17 protein-coding genes are annotated in these 16,942 nt (G+C 71.4%); 12 read left to right on the top strand and 5 right to left on the bottom strand.

Annotated elements, in window-relative coordinates:
- Positions 1-198: 198 nt before the first annotated feature.
- From ACWD68_RS13660 to ACWD68_RS13675, 4 genes are all read left to right on the top strand, one after another.
- A complete protein-coding gene (locus tag ACWD68_RS13660) occupies positions 199-1,368 on the top strand; it encodes an ArsA family ATPase (RefSeq protein ID WP_451806606.1) in 1,170 nt (389 codons plus the stop codon).
- Between the two features lie 92 nt (positions 1,369-1,460).
- The gene (locus ACWD68_RS13665; protein ID WP_451806607.1) at positions 1,461-1,946 is read left to right on the top strand and encodes a DUF5304 domain-containing protein; all 486 of its coding nucleotides are present in this window, start codon (positions 1,461-1,463) and stop codon (positions 1,944-1,946) included.
- Between the two features lie 54 nt (positions 1,947-2,000).
- The gene (locus ACWD68_RS13670; RefSeq protein ID WP_351539979.1) at positions 2,001-2,954 is read left to right on the top strand and encodes an ROK family glucokinase; all 954 of its coding nucleotides are present in this window, start codon (positions 2,001-2,003) and stop codon (positions 2,952-2,954) included.
- A 551-nt stretch (positions 2,955-3,505) separates the two neighbouring features.
- Positions 3,506-4,270 carry an endonuclease/exonuclease/phosphatase family protein gene (locus ACWD68_RS13675; RefSeq protein ID WP_451806608.1) on the top strand — a complete coding sequence of 255 codons (765 nt, stop codon included), beginning with the start codon at positions 3,506-3,508 and terminating at the stop codon, positions 4,268-4,270.
- Positions 4,271-4,303: 33 nt separating this feature from the next.
- On the opposite strand, the gene ACWD68_RS13680 is transcribed toward ACWD68_RS13675, so the two are convergent.
- Together ACWD68_RS13680 and ACWD68_RS13685 are read right to left on the bottom strand one after the other, a co-directional pair.
- A complete protein-coding gene (locus ACWD68_RS13680) occupies positions 4,304-5,065 on the bottom strand; it encodes a hypothetical protein (RefSeq protein ID WP_451806609.1) in 762 nt (253 codons plus the stop codon).
- On the bottom strand, positions 5,058-5,867 hold the full coding sequence (locus tag ACWD68_RS13685) for an alpha/beta hydrolase (protein WP_451806610.1): 810 nt from the start codon (positions 5,865-5,867) through the stop codon (positions 5,058-5,060). The genes ACWD68_RS13680 and ACWD68_RS13685 overlap by 8 nt, the downstream gene beginning before the upstream one ends.
- 158 nt (positions 5,868-6,025) lie before the next feature.
- On the opposite strand from ACWD68_RS13685, the gene ACWD68_RS13690 reads away from it, so the two are divergent.
- The 5 genes from ACWD68_RS13690 (at position 6,026) to ACWD68_RS13710 (ending at position 11,163) form a co-directional block, all read left to right on the top strand.
- Positions 6,026-6,922 (top strand): lysophospholipid acyltransferase family protein, encoded by an 897-nt coding sequence (locus tag ACWD68_RS13690; protein WP_451806611.1) that lies wholly within the window; start codon positions 6,026-6,028, stop codon positions 6,920-6,922.
- 39 nt (positions 6,923-6,961) lie between these two features.
- Positions 6,962-8,191, top strand: a complete 1,230-nt coding sequence (gene macS / locus ACWD68_RS13695; RefSeq protein WP_451806612.1) for a MacS family sensor histidine kinase — start codon at positions 6,962-6,964, stop codon at positions 8,189-8,191.
- Between the two features lie 19 nt (positions 8,192-8,210).
- The gene (locus ACWD68_RS13700; RefSeq protein ID WP_451806613.1) at positions 8,211-8,915 is read left to right on the top strand and encodes a response regulator; all 705 of its coding nucleotides are present in this window, start codon (positions 8,211-8,213) and stop codon (positions 8,913-8,915) included.
- A 142-nt stretch (positions 8,916-9,057) separates the two neighbouring features.
- Positions 9,058-10,086, top strand: a complete 1,029-nt coding sequence (locus tag ACWD68_RS13705) for a 6-phosphofructokinase (RefSeq protein WP_451806614.1) — start codon at positions 9,058-9,060, stop codon at positions 10,084-10,086.
- Positions 10,087-10,167: 81 nt separating this feature from the next.
- Positions 10,168-11,163 carry a 2-hydroxyacid dehydrogenase gene (locus ACWD68_RS13710; protein WP_451806615.1) on the top strand — a complete coding sequence of 332 codons (996 nt, stop codon included), beginning with the start codon at positions 10,168-10,170 and terminating at the stop codon, positions 11,161-11,163.
- On the opposite strand, the gene ACWD68_RS13715 is transcribed toward ACWD68_RS13710, so the two are convergent.
- Together ACWD68_RS13715 and ACWD68_RS13720 are read right to left on the bottom strand one after the other, a co-directional pair.
- On the bottom strand, positions 11,115-13,013 hold the full coding sequence (locus ACWD68_RS13715) for an anthranilate synthase family protein (protein WP_451806616.1): 1,899 nt from the start codon (positions 13,011-13,013) through the stop codon (positions 11,115-11,117). The two genes, ACWD68_RS13710 and ACWD68_RS13715, sit on opposite strands and share 49 nt — an antisense overlap.
- Positions 13,014-13,122: 109 nt before the next feature.
- Positions 13,123-13,179: a trp operon leader peptide gene (locus ACWD68_RS13720; protein ID WP_101392327.1), complete on the bottom strand. Its 57-nt coding sequence runs from the start codon at positions 13,177-13,179 to the stop codon at positions 13,123-13,125.
- Positions 13,180-13,304: 125 nt separating this feature from the next.
- On the opposite strand from ACWD68_RS13720, the gene ACWD68_RS13725 reads away from it, so the two are divergent.
- The 3 genes from ACWD68_RS13725 to ACWD68_RS13735 all read left to right on the top strand — a co-directional run bounded on the left by ACWD68_RS13725 (position 13,305) and on the right by ACWD68_RS13735 (position 16,423).
- Positions 13,305-14,522 (top strand): glycoside hydrolase domain-containing protein, encoded by a 1,218-nt coding sequence (locus ACWD68_RS13725; protein ID WP_451806617.1) that lies wholly within the window; start codon positions 13,305-13,307, stop codon positions 14,520-14,522.
- A 130-nt stretch (positions 14,523-14,652) separates the two neighbouring features.
- The gene (locus ACWD68_RS13730; protein ID WP_451806618.1) at positions 14,653-16,005 is read left to right on the top strand and encodes a class II 3-deoxy-7-phosphoheptulonate synthase; all 1,353 of its coding nucleotides are present in this window, start codon (positions 14,653-14,655) and stop codon (positions 16,003-16,005) included.
- Positions 16,006-16,165: 160 nt separating this feature from the next.
- Complete coding sequence (locus ACWD68_RS13735) at positions 16,166-16,423, top strand: (2Fe-2S)-binding protein (protein ID WP_451806619.1); 258 nt, start codon at positions 16,166-16,168, stop codon at positions 16,421-16,423.
- Here the strand turns inward: ACWD68_RS13735 and bfr are convergent.
- Positions 16,420-16,899 (bottom strand): bacterioferritin, encoded by a 480-nt coding sequence (gene bfr / locus ACWD68_RS13740; protein WP_266757830.1) that lies wholly within the window; start codon positions 16,897-16,899, stop codon positions 16,420-16,422. The two genes, ACWD68_RS13735 and bfr, sit on opposite strands and share 4 nt — an antisense overlap.
- Between the last annotated feature and the right edge of the window lie 43 nt (positions 16,900-16,942).

Consider the following 16,942-nt stretch of genomic DNA (forward strand, 5'->3'; position numbering starts at 1 on the left):
CCCTCCTGGACCCACGTCTGATCCAGCGGCGACGGACTGGGATGTACCGGCACGGCCCCGACCCACCCACCGGACCCCCACCCGAGAACCGCCGATGCCCCCGCCCGACGCCGGCGCGAGCGCACCCGCACCCGGACTCCCGGGCGGCGAGGGAGCGCGGTCCGTCCCCGCGGCGGGGCACCGGTAGCGTTCACCCCCATGCGCACCATCCTGATCACCGGCCAAGGCGGCACCGGCCGTACCACCGTCGCCGCGGCCACCGCGCTGAAGGCGGCCCGCGAGGGCACCCGCACCCTGGTGCTCACCGCCGACCGCACCGACACCCTCGGTGCCGTCCTCGGCGTCCCCACCGGCCCGGACCCCGTCGAGGCCGCTCCCGGCCTGACGGCCTGGCGCCCCGACGCCGCCGCCCGCTTCCGCGACGATCTCACCGCGTTCCAGCGTCGCGCCACCACCGCCCTCGACCTCCTCGGCGCCTCCCGACTGGACGCCGAGGAAGTCACCCCGCTCCCCGGCGCCGAGGAACTCGCCCTGCTGCGCGCCCTGCGCGACGCCGCGCTGTCGGAGCGGTACGGCCTCCTCGTCGTGGACCTCCCCCCGGCCCCCCAGGCCCTCGCCCTCCTCGCCCTGCCCGAGGAACTCCGCCGCTATCTGCGCCGCCTGCTCCCGCCGGAACGCCAGGCGGCCCGCGCCCTGCGCCCCGTTCTCGGGCGGCTCGCGGGCGTGCCCATGCCCGCCGAGTGGCTGTACGAGACGGCGGCGCGCTGGGACCTCGAGCTGGCCGCCGTGCAGGCCGTGGTCCAGGACCGCGCCACGACCGTACGGCTGGTCGCCGAGCCGGGACCGGCCGGCGCCGACGCCGTCCGCACCGCCGCCACCGCCCTCGCCCTGCGCGGCCTGCCCGTCGACAGCCTGGTCGCGAGCCGGGTGCTGCCCGGCGCCACCAACGACGCCTGGCTGGCGGCCCTCGCGGCCCAGCAGCGCAAGGCGCTGGACGAGTGGCAGGAGACGTACGACCTGCACGAGGTCCCGCACCGCGGCCACGACCCGCGCGGCACCGACGACCTCGCCGCGCTTCCGGTGCCCGGCGTCAACACCGCGCCCACCCCTGTCGAGTGGCCCGTCACCGACCACCTCGCCGACGACGGTGTGCTCGTCTGGCACATTCCGCTGCCCGGCGCGATACGCGACGAACTCGACCTCATCCGGCGCGGAGACGAACTCGTCGTCACCGTCGGCCAGTTCCGCCGGATCGTCCCGCTCCCCTCGGCGCTGCGCCGCTGCTCGGTGGCGGGCGCGGCACTGCGCGAGGGCGAGCTGCGCATCCGCTTCACACCCGATCCCGGGCTGTGGCCGCGCGAGAAGTGACCGCATCACGACGAGAGGCTCGGGAGACGGTGAACGGGGTACCCCCGTTCGGGTAACGTCGAAGGCACGAAAAACGTAGGCAGGAGTCCGCCATGAGCGAAGAGCGCCCCACATCCGACGCCGCTCAGGAGGAGACGGCCGACGAGGTGCGCGTCGAAGAGGCGCACGCCACCGACGACGACGCGTGGGCGACGGCCTGTGCCGAGGACCTCGCGGAGGAGAAGGCCCGCCGCCGAGCCCAGCACGGCCCGCCGCCGGGCTCGGCCGCCGAGGAACTGCGCAAGCTCGTCGACGCCGTCGCCGACAAACTCGCCGGTCTCCAGTCCCCGCTGTTCGGCGCGGTCGCCTCCGGCACCGCCCAGCAGATGGTCAGCCAGGTCGTGCAGCAGGCCAAGGCCGCCGTCGAACCGGTGCTGGAGCGCAACCCGGAGGTCTTCGACCACCTCGCGGCCGCGGGCTCCGAACTGCTCGCCGCCTACCGCTCGGCCGTCGAGAACCAGGAGCGTCGCTGGACCACCCGGGGCACGGGATCCCCCGACGAGGATTCCGGTCCGGGCGAACACATCGACTTGGACTAATCACCCCTCGGGTACGGTTGGCCGTAGCGGGGCTCGACCGAAACTGAGGGATTCATGGGACTCACCATCGGCGTCGATATCGGCGGCACGAAGATCGCGGCCGGTGTGGTCGACGAGGAAGGCAACATCCTCTCGACGCACAAGGTGCCGACCCCGACCACGCCGCAGGCGATCGTGGACGCCATCGCCTCGGCCGTGGAGGGGGCGCGTGCCGGTCACGACATCGTGGGCGTCGGCATCGGTGCCGCCGGATACGTGAACCGCCAGCGCTCGACGGTCTACTTCGCGCCGAACATCGACTGGCGGAACGAGCCGCTCAAGGCCGAGGTCGAGCAGCGCGTGAGCCTGCCGGTCGTCGTGGAGAACGACGCGAACGCGGCCGCCTGGGGCGAGTACAAGTTCGGCGCGGGCAAGGGCCACCGCAACGTCATCTGCATCACCCTGGGCACGGGCCTCGGCGGCGGCATCATCATCGGCAACAAGCTGCGCCGCGGCCACTTCGGCGTGGCCGCGGAGTTCGGCCACATCCGGATGGTGCCGGACGGTCTGCTGTGCGGCTGCGGCTCGCAGGGCTGCTGGGAGCAGTACGCCTCCGGGCGCGCTCTCGTCCGCTACGCCAAGCAGCGGGCCAACGCGACCCCGGAAGCCGCGGAGGTCCTGCTGGGCCTCGGTGACGGCACCCCCGAAGGCATCGAGGGCAAGCACATCTCCATGGCCGCCCGCCAGGGCGACCATGTCGCGGTGGACTCCTACCGCGAGCTGGCCCGCTGGGCCGGCGCGGGTCTGGCCGACCTCGCCTCGCTCTTCGACCCGTCCGCCTTCATCGTCGGCGGCGGCCTCTCGGACGAGGGCGAACTGGTCCTCGACCCGATCCGCAAGTCGTACAAGCGCTGGCTGGTCGGTGGCAACTGGCGCCCGGTCGCCGATGTGATCGCCGCCCAGCTGGGCAACAAGGCGGGTCTCGTCGGAGCGGCGGACCTGGCTCGGGAGCCCGACCCGATCATGTAGCGCACGCACACCCTGTCGCACGGCAGCGCCCGCCGCACCCCCACGGGACGGCGGGCGCCGCCGTGTCCGGCCTCACCCGATCGAGTGGCCGTCGGGGCCGCAAGACGCCTGGCTCCACGCGCTTTCAGGGCGCCCGTGCGCAGGTGTGCGGCGGCGGAACCGGCGGCGCCTGGGCACGGCGTAGCCAGGAGACGGGAGGGGACGGCCGAGGACGGGCCGGGCCCCGGAGTGGGCTGGGCAGCGCTCGTGGTGCTCGGGCGGACCCGGCACCGGGCGGTTCCCAGACCCGACCCGGATCCGGGATCGGGACCGGGCGGGGTCGGGAGCGGCTGGGCCAGGACGGCCGGTCCGCGTCCCGCCGGGGACGGCCGGGGCAGCCAGGGCCGGGCGGCAGAGTCATCCACGTTGCCGGGACGGCCGTCCGATGCCGGCGGGGCCGTGGGGGCGGCCGTCCGAAGCCGGCGGAGTTGTGGGGACGGCCGCCCGAAGCCGGCGGAGCCGCGCGGCCCTTCGCCCCTTCCGGAGGTCCCTCAGCGCGTATCTTGATCGCCATGCCGACCAGCCCTTCCGCCAGTCCGCTGCCCGCGTCCCGCACCGAATCCGACGGTTCGGCCGTCATCCGCGTGCTCAGCTACAACATCCGCTCGATGCGCGACGACACCGCCGCGCTGGCCCGGGTGATCAGCGCCTGCGCACCGGACCTCGTCCTGGTCCAGGAGGCGCCGCGCTTCTTCCGCTGGCGCAAGAAGCTCGCGCGTCTCGCGGCCGCCTCCGGCCAGGTCGTCCTGTCCGGCGGTGCCACCGCCTCCGGCCCCGCCCTGCTGTGCACCCTGCGGGCCACCGTGGAGCGCACCGAGGACGTGCTGCTCCCGCTCACCCCCGGCCGGCACCGACGCGGCTTCGCCACGGCGGTCGTCCGGTTCGGCGGTGCCCGGCTCGGCGTGCTGAGCTGCCATCTGTCGCTCCACAGGGACGAGCGCTATGAGCAGAGCGGCATGCTCCTCGACCGTCTCGCCGGTCTCGGCACCCCGCACGCCGTCGCGGGCGGTGACCTCAACGAACGCCCGACCGGCCCCTCGTTCCGCCGCCTCTCGGGCACGCTCCAGGACGGCTGGGCGACCCGTCCCTGGGGCACGGAGCACACCTGGACGCGTACGGGGCCCGAGCGGCGCATCGACGCGATCTTCGCCACGCCCGGCATCGAGGTCCTCGGCTGCGGGGTGCCGCTCGGCCTTCCCGGCATCACCGGGACAGACCTGAGGGCGGCCACGGACCACCTGCCCGTACTGGCCGCCCTCAGAGTGCCCGCGTCCTAGGGGTGTTTCCGCCCGCGCCCGGTCGGAGCCTGGTCAGACCACCGCGCCGCGCCCCGGGTCGTCGAGGTCCTCGTCGTCGCCCTTCATGCGCGCCACCAGCGTGGCGAAGCCGCCGAGGAAGCCGCCGATGCCGAGCGTGGTGAGCCACCAGGTCATGTCCCAGCTCAGCAGAACGGCCAGCAGCAGCAGGGCGGGGCCGCCGAGCACGCCGAGCCAGGCGAACTTGGCGGTCGTGTCCGCGGCCGGCAGCGGAGGCGGCTCCGGCGGTACGAAGTGGCCCTCGTCGTCCTCGTCGAAGTCGTCCTCGGCCGGCTCGGGCGTCCGGTAGTCACGCGGGCCGCCGACGCCCGGGGCGAAGGCGATCGAGCTGCCCAGGGGCTTGGCGGCGGGGGGCTGGTCGCCGGAGGCGGCCTCCGGCTCGGCCGCGGCTCCCGGAGCCGAGGCGTCGGCCTCTTCGTCCGTGCCGTCCTCGGCGCTCTCGGCCTTCTTGGTGCCCTTGGCGCCGGCCTCGGGTCCCGCGGCGGTCACCGTCCCGGGCTCCGGGAGCGCCAGGTCCTCCACCGACCTGAACGGCTTCGAGCCGGGCGGGTCCGGCGGCTCCTCGCCATAGCTCTCGACGATCGACCGCCAGGCGGCGTCCTCGTCGAAGGGCACGCTCTGCTCGTCGCCGAGCGACTCCCCGCGGGCATCACCGAGCGACTCCCCGCGGCCCTCGCCGAGAGCCCCGTCGAGCGGCTCGCCGACAGGTACGCCCTTCTCCTCGGAATCGCCGCGGTCCGCGTCGTGCTCAGCCACCGGCTGCCGTCCCTTCCTGCCGACCCACCTGACCCGCGTCGGCCTCCTTGCCGGCACCGGGCGCGAGCCGGGTGACGAAGGAGTAGCTCTCCTCGAAGACACGGTCCGCATCGTGGTCCAACGTCGCGACGTGGTAGCTCTGTTCCAGCACGATCTCCGTCACGTCCGTGGACGACACCCGGCTGAGGATGCGCGCCGAGTCGGCGGGGGAGACCACATGGTCCTGGAGGCTGCGCAGCAGCAGGAGCGGCTGGGTGACCTGCGGCAGCTCCGCGTCCACGACCGCGCACAGCTTTCGCATCGAGTGCGCGGCGTGCAGGGGCACCCGGTCGTAGCCGAGCTCCTCCGAGCCCTCCTTGGCGATGTCGCTCGCGATGCCCTTCGTCGAGGGAACGAGGTGACGGAGCACCGGCAGGGCGTGCGCGGCGAGGCCGTGCACCTTGTTCAGCGGGTTGACCACCGCGACACCGCTGATCTCGTCGCCGTGCTTGGCCGCGAGCCGCAACGTCAGCGCACCACCCAAGGAGAGCCCGAAGACGAAGACCCGCGAGCAACTCTCGCGCAGGGTGCGCAGCTCGCGGTCGAGCTCCGCGTACCAGTCCTGCCAGCCGGTGACCTGCATGTCCTCCCAGCGGGTGCCGTGTCCCGGCAGCAGGGGCAGCGCGACGGTGAGACCGCGCTCGGCGAGATACTCCGCCCAGGGGCGCAGCGACTGCGGGGAGCCGGTGAAGCCGTGGCAGAGAAGGACGCCGACCTCTCCGCCCTCGTGGCGGAACGGCTCGGCTCCAGGAAGGACCGGCACCTCGGTCTCCTGTTCATGAGAAGGGCGGGAACGACTCCAGGTGTTCTTCACCGTACGCGACCGTACTGACACCGACCAGGGTCGTCGGGTCCTTTGACGGTGCTCCGGGTTAAGGTCTGATCTACGACACAGGAGGCACTCGGGTGATCTACGGCGCAATGAAGTTTTCCATCGGAGGGCCGCTGAAGCTCGCCTTCAGACCCTGGGTGGAAGGCCTCGAGAACATCCCCGCCGAGGGCCCGGCCATTCTGGCGAGCAATCACCTGTCGTTCTCGGACTCGTTCTTCCTGCCCGCGGTCCTCGACCGCAAGGTGACCTTCATCGCGAAGGCCGAGTACTTCACGACACCCGGCATCAAGGGCCGGATGACCGCCGCCTTCTTCAAGGGCGTCGGCCAGCTCCCGGTCGACCGTTCCGGCGCGCGGGGCGCGGGCGAGGCGGCCATCAAGAGCGGCATCGACGTGATCGAGCGCGGTGAGCTGTTCGGCATCTACCCGGAGGGCACGCGTTCGCCCGACGGCCGTCTCTACCGGGGCAAGCCCGGTGGCCTCGCGCGCGTGGCCCTCGCCACCGGCGCGCCCGTGATCCCCGTCGCGATGATCGACACGGAGAAGATCCAGCCGCCGGGCAAGGTGATGCCCAAGCTGATGCGTCCGGGCATCCGCATCGGCAAGCCGCTGGACTTCAGCCGCTACAGCGGGATGGAGCACGACCGGTTCGTGCTCCGCGCGGTGACCGACGAGGTCATGTACGAGATCATGAAGCTCTCCGGCCAGGAGTACGTGGACATGTACGCGACGGCCGCCAAGCGGCAGATCGCGGACGCGGCCAAGGCCGAGAAGGACGCGGAGAAGGCGGCGAAGGCGGCGCTCGCGCAGGCCGAGAAGCAGGCGGCCAAGGAGCAGGCCGAGAAGCAGGCGGCCGAACAGGCGGAGAAGCAGGCGGCCGAGAAGCAGGCGGCCGAACAGGCGGAGAAGCAGGCGGCCGAGAAGCAGGCGGAGCAGGGGACCGCCGGGGAAGCCGAACCGACCGACAGGCAACGGTCCGGCTCCTAGAAGCGTCCGTCAGGACGTCGGCAGTGTGGGGTGGGGGGCATGGCCAAGCGCGAGAGAGTCATGAGGATGTCGGTCGAGCAGCCGCTGTGGCGTGCGCTGACCGGGTACCGGGTCCTGACGGTGCTGTACGCGATCGGGCTCTTCGCCACCGCGTACGACAAGTTCACCCGCCCGTGGGTGGCCATCGCGTTCTTCGCGTTCCTGTTCGTCTGGACGCTGGCCACTCTCCCGAGGGTCGCCGGCGCGGCGAACTGCACCAAACGGTTCCTCGCCGCGGACCTCACCGTCGCGCTGGTCGGCATCATGCTCACCCGTGTCGCCGACTCCGGCGCGCGCATCGAGTCGGGCGGGCCGACGCTGCCGTCGATATGGACGGCGGGTGCCGTCCTCGCCTTCGCGATCAAGGGCGGCTGGCGATGGGCGGCCTTCGCCTCCACACTCGTCGCCGCGGCCAACATCGTCGAGCGCGGCGCCCCGACCCGCGACACCGTGCACAACGTGATTCTCGTCTGGGTCGCGTCCATCGCGATCGGCTACGTCGTCGAGGTCGCCCGCGCCTCCGAGCGCACCCTCGCCAGGGCCCTGGAGATCGAGGCCGCCACCCGCGAACGCGAGCGCCTCGCCCGTGACATCCACGACGGTGTGCTCCAGGTCCTCGCCATGGTGCAGCGGCGCGGCAGCGCGCTCGGCGGCGAGGCCGCCGAGCTGGGCCGGATGGCCGGTGAGCAGGAGGTCGCGCTGCGCACGCTGGTGTCGGGCGGGCTGGTGCCCGTCTCCCGCGTGTCGGAGGACGCCGCTCTCGGCGCGGTCGTACGAGCCGTCGACGAACCCGACGACGAGGACCCCGCCGGCACCGACGCCGTCGACCTGCGTGCCCTGCTCGCCCCGTACGCCACCGCGCGGGTGACCTTCTCCGAGCCCGGCGCGCCGGTGCCGCTCACCCCGGCCGCCGCGCGGGAACTGGCCGCGGCCGTCGGTGCCGCCCTGGACAATGTCCGCAAGCACGTGGGCGCGGACGCCCGTGCCTGGATCCTGGTCGAGGACGAACCGGACGCGGTGATCGTGACGGTGCGCGACGACGGCCCCGGCATCCCGGAGGGGCGGCTCGCCCAGGCCGAGGGCGAGGGGCGGCTCGGAGTGGCGCTGTCGATCCGCGGCAGGCTGCGCGAGCTGGGCGGCACGGCCGAGCTGATCTCGGTCCCGGGGCAGGGCACCGAGGTCGAGCTGAAGGTACCGAAGGACTCACGGGGGAAGGCGAAGACACGATGACGAAGGCGACGGTACGGCGATGACGGGCGGGACGACGGTGGCGGGGCGCCGGTCGGGGGAGGACCCCATCAGGGTCATGGTGGTGGACGACCACCCCATGTGGCGCGACGCCGTGGCCCGCGACCTGGCTGCCGCCGGGTTCGACGTGGTCGCCACCGCGGGCGACGGCGAACAGGCGGTGCGCCGCGCCCTGGCGGTGGCGCCCGACGTGCTCGTCCTCGATCTGAACCTGCCCGCCAAGCCCGGTGTCCAGGTCTGCAAGGAGCTGGTCGGCGCCGATCAGGCCCTGCGTGTTCTGGTCCTGTCGGCCAGCGGTGAGCACGCAGACGTGCTGGAGGCGGTGAAGTCCGGCGCGACCGGCTACCTCCTGAAGTCGGCGTCCGCGGAGGAGCTGACCGACGCGGTGCGCCGCACGGCCGTCGGCGACCCGGTGTTCACGCCGGGCCTCGCGGGCCTGGTCCTCGGCGAATACCGCCGGCTGGCCTCGGAGCCGGTCACCGCCACGGGCGGCGACGAGCCGAGGGCCCCGCAGCTGACCGACCGCGAGACCGAGGTGCTCCGCCTGGTCGCCAAGGGTCTGAGCTACAAGCAGATCGCCGAGCGCCTGGTCATCTCCCACCGCACGGTCCAGAACCATGTGCAGAACACCCTGGGCAAGCTCCAGCTGCACAACCGTGTCGAGCTGGTCCGCTACGCCATCGAGCGCGGCCTGGACGAGGCCTGAGCCGCCCCGGTACCGCCCTTCGGGTGATCTGCCTTGATCAACTACTGACAATTCACCGGAATAGACCTTCCGCACCATGCCGAAGTGACCTGGATCACTACTAGCGTGAGTCCGACAGCCAACCTTGGCGAAGGGACTTTCCATGCGGGTCGGAGTACTGACCGGAGGCGGCGACTGCCCCGGGCTCAACGCCGTGATCCGGGGCATCGTCCGCAAGGGCGTGCAGGAGTACGGCTATGACTTCGTCGGTTACCGGGACGGCTGGCGGGGGCCGCTCGAAGGCGACACCGTCCGGCTCGACATCCCCGCCGTGCGCGGCATCCTGCCGCGCGGCGGCACCATTCTCGGATCCTCGCGCACCAACCCCCTCAAGCACGAGAACGGCATCCGCCGGATCAAGGAGAACCTCGCCAAGCAGGAGGTCGACGCGCTCATCGCGATCGGCGGCGAGGACACCCTGGGCGTCGCCGCGCGGCTCGGCGACGAATACGGCATCCATGTCGTCGGGGTACCGAAGACCATCGACAACGACCTCTCCGCCACCGACTACACCTTCGGATTCGACACGGCGGTCAACATCGCGACCGAGGCCATCGACCGCCTCCACACCACCGCCGAATCGCACATGCGCGTCCTCGTCTGCGAGGTGATGGGCCGCCACGCGGGCTGGATCGCCATCCACTCGGGCCTGGCCGGCGGCGCGAACGTCATCCTCATCCCCGAGCAGCGCTTCGACGTCGAGCAGGTCTGCGCCTGGGTGACCTCGCGCTTCAAGGCGTCGTACGCGCCGATCGTGGTCGTCGCCGAGGGCGCCATGCCCAAGGACGGCGACATGGTCCTCAAGGACGGCACGCTGGACTCCTTCGGGCATGTCCGGCTCTCCGGAGTCGGCGAGTGGCTGGCCAAGGAGATCGAGCGGCGCACCGGCAAGGAGGCACGCACCACGGTCCTCGGGCATGTCCAGCGCGGCGGGACGCCCAGCGCCTTCGACCGCTGGCTCGCCACCCGCTTCGGCCTGCACGCCATCGAGGCCGTCCGGGACGGCGACTTCGGGAAGATGGTGGCCCTGCGCGGCACGGACATCGTCCGCGTTCCGATCGCGGAGGCCACCGCCAGACTGAAGACCGTCGACCCGAAGCTCTACGAAGAGGTCGGCGTCTTCTTCGGCTGACGGCGGCGCCTCACGGCGCCTCTGCGACCTGGGAGTACGGGCCGTATATTCGGCCCGTACCCTCCAGAACGGGAGAAGCCGGTGGAGATCGTGGCGTTCGGCGTCCAGTCCGACGAGAAGCCCCTGATCGAGAAGGCCTTCGCGGGACGCCATGAGGTCCGGTGCCTCGACGTCTTCCTCACCGAGGACACCGCTCCCATCGCGGCCGGCCACGAGGCCGTCTCCACCAGCGTCAACTGCGGCCTGGGGCACCGTGTTCTGCAGACCCTGGCGGCCGGCGGCACCCAGCTCGTCGCCCAGCGATCCACCGGGTTCAACAACATCGACCTCGAGGTGGCCGAGCGCCTCGGCATGACGGTCGCCCGGGTCTCGTACTACTCGCCCTACTCGGTCGCCGAGTTCGCCTGGACCCTCGGCATGGCCGTCAACCGCCGTATCGTGCGCGCCGCCAACCGCACCCGCGACTTCGACTTCCGCCTCGACGGACTGATGGGCCGTGACATGCACGGCCGCACCGCGGGCGTCATCGGCACCGGGAAGATCGGCGAGGCCTTCACCCGGATCGCCCACGGCTTCGGCATGAACCTGCTCGGCTGGGACATCGCCGAGAACCCGGTCTGCGCCGGACTCGGCATGAAGTACGTCTCCAAGGAGCGCCTCCTCGCCGAGTCCGACCTGGTCACCCTGCACGTCCCGCTGATGCCGGGGACCCAGCACCTCATCGACGCCGACGCGCTGCGCATGATGAAGGACGACGCGATCCTGGTGAACTCCAGCCGCGGCGGCCTGATCGACAGCCAGGCCCTCGTCGCCCAGCTGCGCGAGGGCCGCTTCACGGGCGTCGGCCTCGATGTGTACGAGGCGGAGGCCGGGCTGTTCTTCCTCGACAAGTCCCTCGAGACCGTCGAGGACGACACCCTGGCCCGCCTGGTCACCTTCCCGAACGTCCTGGTCACCTCGCACCAGGCGTACTACACCGGCGACGCCGTCGGCCAGATCGTCGAGGCCACGGTCAAGAACGTCCTCGACTACACCGAGGGCCGCCGCTCGGAGAACGTGCTGGTGCCCCGCATCTGACCGGTCAACTCCCGCACGATGGCCGCACCGTTCAGGGTCAGCACCGACTCCGGGTGGAACTGCACGCCCGCGAAACCGGGACCGCGCAGCGCGTGCACCTCGCCGTTCGCGCCGCGGCTGACCTCGACGCCGTGCGCAGACAGCTCCACCAGCGCGTCGTCGTCGCAGCGCGCCACGAAGCTGTTGTAGAAACCGACGGTCTCCGCCCGCCCGAAGAGATCGATACCGGTCTGCGCGCCCTGGTACGGCACGTCCTTGCGGACGATCTCCAGGCCCAGCTCGGCCGCGATCAGCTCGTGCCCGAGGCAGACGCCGAGCACGCCGTGCCGGTGTCCCCGGATCACCTCGGCGGTGAGCGCCCGCAGGAAACGCATCCTGGGGTCCGCCGGATCGGAGGGGGCACCGGGACCCGGGCCGAGGACCACCGGCCCCTCGTGCGCGAGGACCGCGTCCCGCAGCCCCGGCTCGTCGTAGCGGCGCACCGCCACCTCGAGCCCGGACGACCGCAGCAGGTGCGCGAGCATCGCGGTGAAGGTGTCCTCGGCGTCCACGATCAGCGCGTGCCCCGCGAGTTCCCGTGAGCGCTCCTGCATCCGCAGCCAGAACGGCGCCAGCGAGGCCCGCCGGCCGTCCAGCGACGCCCGCACCCGAGGATCGTCGCCCAGCTTCGCCCGGGCGCCGCCCGGGCGCGGCCTGCCGGGGCGCACCCCCAGCGCGGCCAGCACACCCGCCGCCTTGGCATGTGTCTCGGCGACCTCGCCCGCCGGATCCGATCCCCGTACGAGGGTGGCGCCGACCGGCACCCGCAGCCGACCGCCCGCGTCGATGTCGGCGGTACGGATGAGGATCGGGGAGTCGAGCGTCTGCCCGGCCGTTCCCTCCGATCCGTCCCCCTGATGCCGCCCGACCAGCGCGAGCGCGCCCGCGTAGTAGCCGCGCCCGCCGACCTCGTGGCGCTCGATGACCCGGCAGGCGTTCTGCACGGGCGAGCCGGTGACGGTCGCCGCGAACATGGTCTCCCGCAGCACCTCCCGCACGTCCAGCGAGGAGCGGCCGCGCAACTCGTACTCGGTGTGCGCGAGATGGGCCATCTCCTTGAGCCGCGGCCCGATCACCACCCCGCCCATGTCACCGACCGTGCACATCATCTTGAGCTCCTCGTCGACGACCATCGAGAGCTCCTCGATCTCCTTGCCGTCCGAGAGGAACGCGAGCAGATCCTCGGGCGTGGGACCCCCGTCCGGGTAGCGGTAGGTCCCGCTGATCGGGTTCATCACGACGGTCCCGGCGGACATCCGCACATGCACCTCCGGGCTCGCCCCGACCAGTGTCCGCTCCCCGGTGTGCACGACGAACGTCCAGTACGCGCCCCGCTCGCCGACCAGGAGCCGGCGGAACAGCGCCAGGGCGTCGGCCCGTCCGAACCCCGGGATCCGTCCCTCGTACGTCCGCCGGATCACGAAGTTCGCCCCCTCGCCCCGCCCGATCTCCTCCCGCAGCACCCGTTCGACGATCCCGGAGTACTCCTCGTCGTCGACGTCGAAGCCGCCGTCCTCCACCCGCACGTCGTGCTCCGGCAGCTGCGTCAGCGCCTGCGCGAGCGGCAGTTCGTGACGCTCCTCGGGGGTGAGCACCGCGAGCGGGGTCCCGTCGTCGCGGACGTCGAAACCGCGCTCCCGGATCTGCCGGAACGGGATCAGCGCGAGGCCCTCGTCAGGGATGTCGGCGAGGCGCTCCACCTCGCGCACCGGCCCCAGCAGCAGCTCCACCACGTCGTGGTCGCGGCCCGGAGTGCGGCGGCGCAGCAGGGCGAAAGGACGGGGGTCGTCCAGCAGGTCGAGCAGATTCATCGGTGCGGTCCTTCTCTCGGATGATGCATCTCGGAGAGGAACGACCCGGGTCCGCAAACACCGAAGGCCGCCCCTCGGGCGGCCTTCGCGAAGTCGTGCGTACGCGCAGTCAGTGGGCCGCCGGATGAGCGGTCCACCACCAGTTCTGGTTCGAATGCGCGAACATGCGCCGCACCTTACCCGAGGGCGGTGGGCGGGCAACAGCGTGAACCGTTCCCGCGTGGCGTTCCGAGCGCACGGTCACCGGCCATGGATGGCCAGACAGACCGAACCCACCGAGAAGCGAGAACCATGCTCACAGCCCGTTCGTCCCAGACCCGCCGGACCCGCGCCCGCGCCCTGACCGTGCTCCTCGCGGCCGCCGCCCTCGCCGCCGGGCCGCTCGACCCCGCGCTCTCCGCCCCGCGCCCGACCGACTCCGAGGACCTGACCCAGGTCGCCTACCGGGGCCACATCTTCACCGTCCCCGCCTCCTGGCAGATCGTGGACCTGAACAAACATCCCAACACCTGTGTCCGCTTCGACCGGCACGCCGTCTACCTCGGCACACCGGGCAGCGACCAGAACTGCCCCGCCAGAGCCAGCGGACGTACCGAAGCGCTCCTGATCCAGCCCGCTCCCGCCGCCGCCGGGGCCGTCACGGAGAACCCGACGGCCCGCACCTACCGGGCCACCGGCAACCGCATCGCCGTCACCGCCGCCTACGGGTACGACCGCGCCCGTATGCAGGACGTCCTGCGCAGCGCCGGACTGCCCGTCGCCGCAGCACGGCCCGAGAGGGCCGCGGAACGGCCCGCGGTGACCCCGCTGCCCACCAACGCGACCTCCTTCCGCGGGGAGGGCTTCGACGCCTGCACCGCCCCGAGCCAGTCGGCGATGGACGCCTGGCGCGACGACTCCGGCTACGGCGCCATCGGCGTCTACATCGGAGGCCTCAACCGCGCCTGCGCCCAGCAGCACCTCACCTCCGGCTGGGTGCGCACCCAGTACACGCGCGGCTGGCGGTTCTTCCCGCTGTACGTCGGCCGGCAGCCCTCCTCCGACGGCGGCAGCTGCGGGGGCGGCTGCGCGGCCATCACCAGCCCGGTGCCGCAGGGCACCGCGGCCGCCGACGACGCGGTCAAGCAGGCCGCCGCGCTGGGCTTCGGCAAGGGCACGGTGATCTACAACGACCTGGAGCACTACGAGCCCGGCGGAAAGGTCACCGACCAGGTACTCGGCTACATCGACGCCTACACCGAGCGCCTGCACGCGCTCGGCTACCGCTCGGGCGCGTACGGCAGCACCTCGTCCCTGGTCTCCGACCTGATCGCCCACCGGGCGAGCATCACCCTGCCCGACGTGATCCACTTCGCCCGCTGGAACCGCGAGTCGACCACGTCCGACGCGTCGATCCCCTCGACGCTGTGGTCCAAGCACCGGCGCATCCACCAGTACGTCGGCGACACGACCGAGACCCATGGCGGTGTGAAGATCTCCATCGACCGCGACCGGCTCGACGTGGACTAGCGGATTCCTTCTCCGGGCGGCCGCGGCGACCGTTCGTACGGCCGCCCGGAGAGATGTCGATCGAGCGGGGTCCGTCTCACTTGATGAGCAGGTGAATGGACGCCCGACACGACCCCGTAATGTTGTGAGGGTGACCGTGAACGCTAAGTCCAGCGCGAGCGCTGGCAACACCTGGCGAGACCTGCCCGCGGCGCAGCAGCCCGAGTACCCCGATGCCGAGGCTCTGCGCGATGTGATCGCGGACCTCGCGTCGTATCCGCCGCTCGTCTTCGCGGGCGAGTGCGACCAGCTGCGCGCCCGGTTGGCGTCCGTCGCCAAGGGAGAGGCGTTCCTTCTCCAGGGCGGCGACTGCGCCGAGGCCTTCGACGCCGTGTCGGCCGACCACATCCGCAACAAGCTCAAGACGCTGCTCCAGATGGGCGCCGTGCTCACGTACGCCGCCTCGGTGCCGGTGGTGAAGGTCGGCCGGATCGCCGGCCAGTACTCGAAGCCGCGCTCCAAGGGCACCGAGACCCGCGACGGTGTGACCCTGCCGACGTACCGGGGTGACTCGGTCAACGGCTTCGACTTCAACGAGAAGTCCCGTATCCCGGACCCCGAGCGCCTGAAGCGGATGTACAACGCGTCCGCCTCCACGCTCAACCTGGTGCGCGCCTTCGCCACCGGCGGCTACGCCGACCTGCGCCAGGTGCACGCCTGGAACCAGGACTTCGTGAAGTCGTCCCCCTCCGGCCAGCGCTACGAGCAGCTGGCGCGCGAGATCGACAACGCGATGAACTTCATGCGGGCCTGCGGGACCGACCCGGAGGAGTTCAAGACCGTCGAGTTCTACGCCTCCCACGAGGCGCTGCTCCTCGACTACGAATCGGCGCTGACCCGCGTCGACTCGCGTACGGGCCACCTGTACGACGTCTCGGGCCACATGGTGTGGATCGGTGAGCGCACCCGTCAGCTGGACGGCGCGCACATCGAGTTCGCGTCGAAGATCCGCAACCCGATCGGGATCAAGCTGGGTCCGACGACGACGGCCGAGGAGGCGCTGCAGTACATCGATCGCCTCGACCCGGAGCGCGAGCCGGGCCGTCTCACCTTCATCGTGCGGATGGGCGCGGACAAGGTCCGCGACAAGCTGCCCGAGCTGGTCGAGAAGGTCACCGCCTCCGGCGCGACCGTGGCCTGGGTGACCGACCCGATGCACGGCAACACCTTCGAGGCGGCCTCGGGCCACAAGACCCGCCGCTTCGACGACGTGCTCGACGAGGTCAAGGGCTTCTTCGAGGTCCACAAGGGCCTCGGCACGCACCCGGGCGGCATCCATGTCGAGCTCACCGGTGACGATGTCACCGAGTGCGTGGGCGGCGGCGACGAGATCTTCGTCGACGACCTGCACCAGCGCTACGAGACGGCCTGCGACCCCCGTCTGAACCGCAGCCAGTCCCTTGACCTGGCGTTCCTCGTCGCTGAGATGTACCGCGACCAGTAGTAGATCAACAGGGAGTGCGCCTGTTACCGGCACATGGGGTGGGGCGCGGATCACATACGATCCGCGCCCCACTCCACTTTTATGGTTCCTGTGTGACGGGTAAGGTTAGGTTAGCCTCACCGATTAACGGGATGGCGCGACCCAATGATTCCGGCGGGAGGTGGACCGCGTGTATGTCTGCAGTTGCTTCGGGATCACCGAACAGCAGGTGAAGAAGCACGCGGAGGACGGCGCCTGCACTCCTCGGCAGATAGCCTCGGCCTCCAAGGCGGGCACGGACTGCGGTTCGTGCGTGCGCCGGATCCAGGCACTGCTGGGCAGGGGCTCGTGTCCACGCCGTGAGCTGGCCGACCAGGGCATGCCGGTGCTCTCCGAAGTCCTCGGACCGGTCGGGACCATCCGGCGCGAGGCCGCCTAACTCTCCGGCTGCTCGACGAGCTGCGCGATGTAGAGCGCCTCGCCGAGCTTCTCGACCAGTTCCAGCTGGGTGTCGAGATAGTCGATGTGGTGTTCCTCGTCCTCGAGGATCGACTCGAAGATGTTCGCGGACGTGATGTCGCCCTTGGCGCGCATCACCTCGATCCCGCGCTTGAGGCGGTCGATCGCCTCGACCTCCACCTGCCGGTCGGCCTGGAACATCTCGGTGACGGTCTGTCCCACCCGGACGTGGAAGAGCCGCTGATAGTTCGGCAGTCCGTCCAGGAAGAGGATGCGGTCGGTGAGCACCTCCGCGTGCTTCATCTCGTCGAACGACTCGTGCCGGGTGTACTTCGCGAGCTTCGTCCAGCCGAAGTTCTCCTGCATCTTCGCGTGCAGGAAGTACTGGTTGATCGCGGTCAGCTCACCGGTCAGCTGCTCGTTGAGGAATTCGATGACCTCGGGGTCGCCCTGCATCGCAGAGGCTCCTTCCAAGCGGGGGACTGGGCAGGTTGCGCCG

Source organism: Streptomyces sp. NPDC005141, assembly GCF_053599975.1.